Below are 6,000 nucleotides of genomic sequence, written 5' to 3'. Positions count from 1 at the left end.
TTCTTTTCCATTACTGTTTTTCTTTTCTGCAAAGGTACAAACTTATATCCGTATACACAGCTTTTTTACTATGCGCCGATAAAAGTCATGATCAACAAGCGACAGACATTATCCCAATAGCATAACACACGAAAAAAGAGGTTGCCGTAACAACCTCTTTCAGCACGGGAGGAGAGGTTCGAACTCCCGACCCTCGGTTTTGGAGACCGATGCTCTACCAACTGAGCCACTCCCGTATTTCGTGCTGCAAATTAAGGTAATTTAAACGAGAAAAACAAGTCCCATCCGGAAGTACACGTAAAAAATATTGCCTTAAAAATACTTGCTATCCCACAAGTATCAGGAGTTCAAGCAACAAATTCATCCAACAAAATACAAAACCTCATGACAATTCTAAAATTAAACCGTATTTTTGTCCCCCGACTTCAATAAAAAGGAACATGGAAAAAGTTGTAGTTGGTCTCAGCGGAGGCGTGGATAGTTTCGTTACGGCACTTCTGTTACAACAACAGGGTTTTGAAGTTATTGGTGTCCACCTGCAATTATGGGAATCACGGGCCGGCTCCTCGCAAGAACCGGAAGTAGAGGAATTGTGTAAACAAACGGGCATCAAACTCTACCGGTTAAATGGTAGACAACTTTTCCAAGAACAGGTGGTCCAACCCTTCATCCAAGGTTACCTTTCGGGAATTACCCCCAACCCGTGCGCCACGTGTAACAGCTTTGTCAAATGGAATCTACTTCGAGACTTGGCAAACGAACTAAAAGTACACCATGTCGCCACGGGACACTACATTCGGATTCTCCCTTTCGCGAACCATTATTACGTCCATAAAGGAGTTGACCCGAATAAAGACCAATCGTACTTCTTATGGGGCGTACCGGAAGAGATTCTATGCCGGGCCATCACCCCATTAGGAGATTACACGAAAACACAGGTAAAGGAAATGGCCAAAGAACACGGGTTTATCCACTTGGCTGAAAAACAGGAAAGCATGAGTATCTGTTTTCTTGAGAAAGGAGACTACCGGGATTTCATCGCCCGCCAGCCAGGGACAGACTCTTGTTTCACACCCGGCCGGATCGTGGATGAATTCGGAAATCACGTGGGAGAACATACCGGAATCGTGAATTACACCGTGGGACAAAAGAGAGGAATCCCACCCAAGGAACAATTCCCACAATATGTTTCACGCCTATCCCCGTCCACGAACCAAATCGTCGTGGGAGATAAGGCAAGCCTACACCGAAGGACCTTTACTCTCGGGCAAGTTCATTTAATTAATCCCGAAGAAATTCATTCACAAGACATAGAAGTTAAAGTACGGGGTATCGGGCTGAACCCGGAAGGATTCGTACAACTATCTTTCCAACCCGACCGGACATTACACGTACAACTCTCCTCTCCCGCATGGGCTATTGCCCCCGGACAACCGGCTGTCTTTTATCGGGAAGACCGGGTAATCGGTGGCGGGATCGTCCTATAACCTTTCAAAACATCATGACATGACATTTTCAGATATACTCCAACAACAATACAAACTATCCTCGGATAGTATCCTCCTTCTCCTTAAAGATGCAATAACCATCTCTTTCAACAAAAAAGAACCCATCGTGCAGGAAGGGCAACGCAATGATTATATTTATTTCGTGGAAAAAGGTTCTGTCCGTGGATTTATCGAACGGGAAGGTAAGGAGTTTACCCTATTGTTTGCATTCGAGGGAGATATGGCCGCCACCATGCCAGACCTGTCACAAACACCGACAGCTAAATTCACGCTAGAAACCCTCGAATCTTCCACGCTCGTGAAAATCTCCCGTTCTCACTTGGAATACCTCTTCCTTCACTCCCTGGAATTGGCAAACTGGGGACGCAAACTGATGGAAAAGACCATGCAGGAGTACGAACATTATTTTATCGAGTACTACTGGGCCGATAAAGGCCACCAGTATCAAATGCTAATAAAAGAATTCCCGCAACTCTTACAACGAGTTTCGTTAAAAGAAATCGCCTCATACCTAAACATCACGCCTCAGTCATTAAGCCGGATTAGGGCTCATTTGAAATAAATCTTACACGAGCATTACCGCTAAACAAAAAATAAAACTAGCATCTGTGCCGTCAGTACCCGCAAGAACATCGTGAGCGGGTACACCGTGGCGTAACTCACGGCAGGAGCATCATTTCCCACGATTCCATTGGAGTAAGCCAATGCTGGCGGGTCGGTCATACTTCCGGCCATTAACCCCATCAACGTGAAATAATTCACTTTATATATGGTGCGGGCAATTATCCCGATAATAATTAAAGGAACCACGGTAATAATAAAACCGTAACCAATCCAGGCATAACCACCTCCATCAATAATGGTCTCCACAAACCCATCGCCTGCACCCAACCCGACACTCGCAAGGAACAAGGCAATCCCCACTTCCCGCAACATCAGATTGGCACTCATAGTCGTGTAAGTCACCAAACCGTATTGAGGACCGAAACGACTGATCAAGATAGAAATAATCAACGGACCTCCCGCTAATCCCAGCTTTACCGGCTGAGGAATACCGGGGAAAGTAAATGGAATACTCCCCAGCAAAATTCCTAAGAATATACCCAAAAATATGGATACCAGATTCGGTTCACGCAAACGACGTAAAGAGTTACCCAACACCTTTGCCACATTCGTAACGGCAGCTTCCGGACCGACAATCGTCAAGCGATCCCCGATCTGTAACTGCAAATTCGGTTTAGCCACCAAATCCACCCCGGCTCGATTCACCCGGGTCACGTTAACCCCGAAACAATTCCGCAACCGCATCTCTCCTAACATTTTTCCGTTCACCTCTCCTTTGGTGATCACGATTCGACGAGACACCAGTTGCTTATCCAACTGTTCCCAAGCAACTTCAACCCGTTCCCCGAGAAAAGCCGTGATCGCATCAATATCTTGTAAGGCTGCCACGACAAGTAATTTATCCCCCTCGCGCAAGCAAGTCTCGGAAGAACCTATTTCAATCCGGTCATCCTCGTGGCAAACCCGCGAAAACACGAACTTTCGGTTTATCAAACGGGTAATTTCCATCAAATCCTTACCAAACAAAGCCGGATTCGTTACCCGCACGGAAAACTGTTGAGCCCCGTTGGCCCGATCCCCGTCCTGCCGTTCCAAATCCTCGTTCTCCTTCTCGAACTTCACCCGGAAGATCACCCGCATCAACAAGATCGACCCGATAATCCCGATCACGCCCAACGGATAAGCCACCGCATACCCCAAAGCAATCGTGGGATCATTCACTCCCGTCATATCCGAATAGGCTTGTTGAGCGGCACCCAATCCCGGCGTATTAGTCACGGCCCCGGAAAGAATACCGACCATCGTTGTAATCGGTAACCCGGTAACGACATGGATAACATACGTGGTAACCACCCCCAACAACACGATTCCCGTGGCCAGCATGTTCAAAGTTAAGCCTCCCTTCCTAAAAGAGGAGAAAAAACCGGGACCAACCTGTAATCCCACGGAATACACGAACAGGATCAAGCCGAATTCTTTCATGAAATGTAACGTATGCCCATCTACCCGCATCCCGAAATGACTGCAAATAATCCCAACAAAAAGAATCCAGGTTATTCCTAACGAAACTCCCCAAATTTTCACTTTCCCAAGCACGATCCCCAAAGCGATAACGATTGCGAACATTAACACCGAATGAGCAACCCCCTGTCCAAAAAACAGCTCACTTACCCAAGACATACTTATTTTAGATTTTAAATTTTAGATTTCAAGTCAAGTAACTCGCTATTTTATCACTCAGCACTCTCCGGGTCTTTCACCTTTTTATCGATAGAACGGCAAAATTCAATATCATCCCGGAACAACTTACGATAAGTAATATAAATCTGAGATTGTTTTGCTCCGATATAATCCATCAAGTGCATCATCTGCGGGTTAAAATCTCCTACCCAACTCATATCCAACCAGTCATATGTCTTCTTCGACAAAATGATATTCTTACAGAAAGCATAAATCATAGCAGCCTCCACCCCACGCCCCTGGAATTCGGATGCAACTCCAAAGATCAATCCCAAGGCCACACGTCCCCGCTTGATATGACGATAGTACAGGAATTTCAAAATACCCAACCCGCTAATCTTACCATTCACGTGCTTCACGATATAGTTCAATTCCGGAATCATGATAAAGAAACCGATAGGTTCCCCTTTATAGTAAGCAAAATACAATAAATCAGGATCAAGCACGGGTTTCAGGGTCTTGAACAACGCCTCCACCTGTTCCTTATCCATTCCTCCAACGCCATGTACGTTCAAGTTCCATGCCTTATTATAAATGGTCAGGAAGGAATCTTTTGCCTGCCGGGGAGTCATTTCACGATAGGAAATAATCCGGTAATCTTCATTCTTCAACAACCGTTCCGATTTCCAAACCACGACCTTGGAAAGACTTTCCTCCACCAAGCGAGTCCGGTAGATATATTGTTTGAAATAGTCACGGAACCCGTAGTTCTCGAAGAACGGAACATAATACTTGTGCGTGTAAGGCATTTGGAATACAGGCGGTTTGAAACCGTCTACCAACAATCCCCACCACTCGTTACGTTCCCCGAAATTCACCGGCCCCTCCATGGACTCCATTCCCCGTTCCTCCAGCCATGCCCGACAACGATCGAACAGCATGAAAGCGGCCTCCTGATCATTAATACACTCGAAGAAACCCATTCCCCCCACCGAGTAGGAATCCAAATGGCAGGAACTTCTATCAATAAAAGAAGCCACCCGCCCAACACATTGACCTTTCTCATCCCGTAACAGCCAACGGGTACACTCGCCATGCTTGAAAAACGGATTCTTTGCCGGATCGAAAACCTTTGTGATGTCATTATCTAAAGGCCGTACCCAATTTTCGTCATTCTTGTAAAGGGATACAGGTAGCAGCAAAAATTCTTTTGCTTGCTTTTCGTTCAAAACCTCTTCAATAGTGTATTTCATATCTTTATAAACTAATATTTTCAACTTTTACCGGTGAGTGTACACGCACCTGTAATAAATAAATGCCCCGACGAATCCACACAACAATCACGGCTAACACGACACGGGGAAATATCAACCATCCCGCAGGTAATCCCATCACGGCAAACAACAGCGGATCCTCCAGTTGCGAATGAGAAATCGCCAGATGATGATTCAGCAAATCTGCCTCCTGATGTCCCAGTTTTCCCATCTTGGCATAATCCATCATGATCGCGGAACCGTAAGCCAATCCGACCGTGTTCCCCACCAACCACAGAAAAGCCACATCCGGATTCAGCCCGAACAAACGCATTAACGGGGATAACATGGCAGACAATATTTTCAAAATGCCGAACTCTTCCAACAACCGTTGCAATATCATCAACCCCGAAATCACCAGTACGATTTTCAGCCCCAGCATCACACTACTCTCCAGCCAATGTAACATCGTCTCCCAGAAACCGAGAGAAACCGCCGTTTCCGCCATCATCTTCCCGCTCATTTCCGGCAGCAACCAATTCAAACCAATTGCCGCAACGAAACTTCCCAAGACTCGCAAGATCACCATCCACACCGCAGACGAACCAGTCTTCTGTAACACGATAGTTTCCACGACAAAGTTATGGGAAATCAAACACATCGTCGCCATAATCAAACTTTCCCGCACGGAAAAATCAAGCGTGGAAAGCAAAGCAATCACAGTATATATATTCGTAAATATACTGGTAACGAACACTAAGGCTGCATCTCCCGGCAAACCGATCAAGGTAAACAAAGGGGATGCGAATGAAGAAATATAAGGCAGAATATTAAAGTATGACAGCAAGGTCACGAACAAAGATACCGGCAACATGATTTTCAAAAACCATACTGACGTCTTTATCGCCACGGGTAAGGCCTTTTTCACACATTCCCAAACCCTCGCACTGTAATTTGACATACTTTTTAATTGAAAATTGAAAATTGAAAATTGA

Annotated in this window: 5 protein-coding genes and 1 tRNA gene; 2 read left to right on the top strand and 4 right to left on the bottom strand. The window is 45.5% G+C overall.

Going from position 1 to position 6,000, the window contains the following annotated elements:
• Window positions 1-163: 163 nt before the first annotated feature.
• Window positions 164-236 (bottom strand) — tRNA-Trp (locus I2I33_RS19440).
• A 204-nt stretch (window positions 237-440) separates the two neighbouring features.
• On the opposite strand from I2I33_RS19440, the gene mnmA reads away from it, so the two are divergent.
• Both mnmA and I2I33_RS19430 read left to right on the top strand, forming a co-directional pair.
• Window positions 441-1,487, top strand: coding sequence for a tRNA 2-thiouridine(34) synthase MnmA (gene mnmA, locus I2I33_RS19435; RefSeq protein WP_087421120.1), 1,047 nt, complete (start codon window positions 441-443; stop codon window positions 1,485-1,487).
• Window positions 1,488-1,506: 19 nt separating this feature from the next.
• Window positions 1,507-2,070 carry a Crp/Fnr family transcriptional regulator gene (locus tag I2I33_RS19430; protein WP_087421119.1) on the top strand — a complete coding sequence of 188 codons (564 nt, stop codon included), beginning with the start codon at window positions 1,507-1,509 and terminating at the stop codon, window positions 2,068-2,070.
• Between the two features lie 20 nt (window positions 2,071-2,090).
• Here I2I33_RS19430 and I2I33_RS19425 read toward each other — a convergent pair whose 3' ends face one another.
• The 3 genes from I2I33_RS19425 to I2I33_RS19415 are packed head-to-tail and all read right to left on the bottom strand — an operon-like array spanning window position 2,091 to window position 5,966.
• Entirely contained in the window at window positions 2,091-3,752 is a 1,662-nt protein-coding gene (locus I2I33_RS19425) for a putative transporter (protein WP_087421118.1), read from the bottom strand.
• 53 nt (window positions 3,753-3,805) lie between these two features.
• Window positions 3,806-5,005, bottom strand: coding sequence for a hypothetical protein (locus tag I2I33_RS19420; RefSeq protein ID WP_087421117.1), 1,200 nt, complete (start codon window positions 5,003-5,005; stop codon window positions 3,806-3,808).
• A gap of 4 nt (window positions 5,006-5,009) precedes the next feature.
• Window positions 5,010-5,966, bottom strand: a complete 957-nt coding sequence (locus I2I33_RS19415) for a nucleoside recognition domain-containing protein (RefSeq protein ID WP_087421116.1) — start codon at window positions 5,964-5,966, stop codon at window positions 5,010-5,012.
• Between the last annotated feature and the right edge of the window lie 34 nt (window positions 5,967-6,000).

This window comes from Butyricimonas sp. BSD2780061689_150309_C8, from assembly GCF_015560935.1.
Taxonomy (GTDB): Bacteria; Bacteroidota; Bacteroidia; order Bacteroidales; family Marinifilaceae; genus Butyricimonas; species Butyricimonas paravirosa.
The sequence above is the reverse complement of the archived record's forward strand: the minus strand, read 5'-3'. Positions and strand labels throughout refer to the sequence as shown.

What these genes read in the sequence shown, in the direction of transcription:
- mnmA (WP_087421120.1), top strand. Translation starts at nt 441, where the DNA reads ATGGAAAAAGTTGTAGTTGGTCTCAGCGGAGGCGTGGATAGTTTCGTT.
- I2I33_RS19430 (WP_087421119.1), top strand. Translation starts at nt 1,507, where the DNA reads ATGACATTTTCAGATATACTCCAACAACAATACAAACTATCCTCGGAT.
- I2I33_RS19425 (WP_087421118.1), bottom strand. Translation starts at nt 3,752, where the DNA reads ATGTCTTGGGTAAGTGAGCTGTTTTTTGGACAGGGGGTTGCTCATTCG.
- I2I33_RS19420 (WP_087421117.1), bottom strand. Translation starts at nt 5,005, where the DNA reads ATGAAATACACTATTGAAGAGGTTTTGAACGAAAAGCAAGCAAAAGAA.
- I2I33_RS19415 (WP_087421116.1), bottom strand. Translation starts at nt 5,966, where the DNA reads ATGTCAAATTACAGTGCGAGGGTTTGGGAATGTGTGAAAAAGGCCTTA.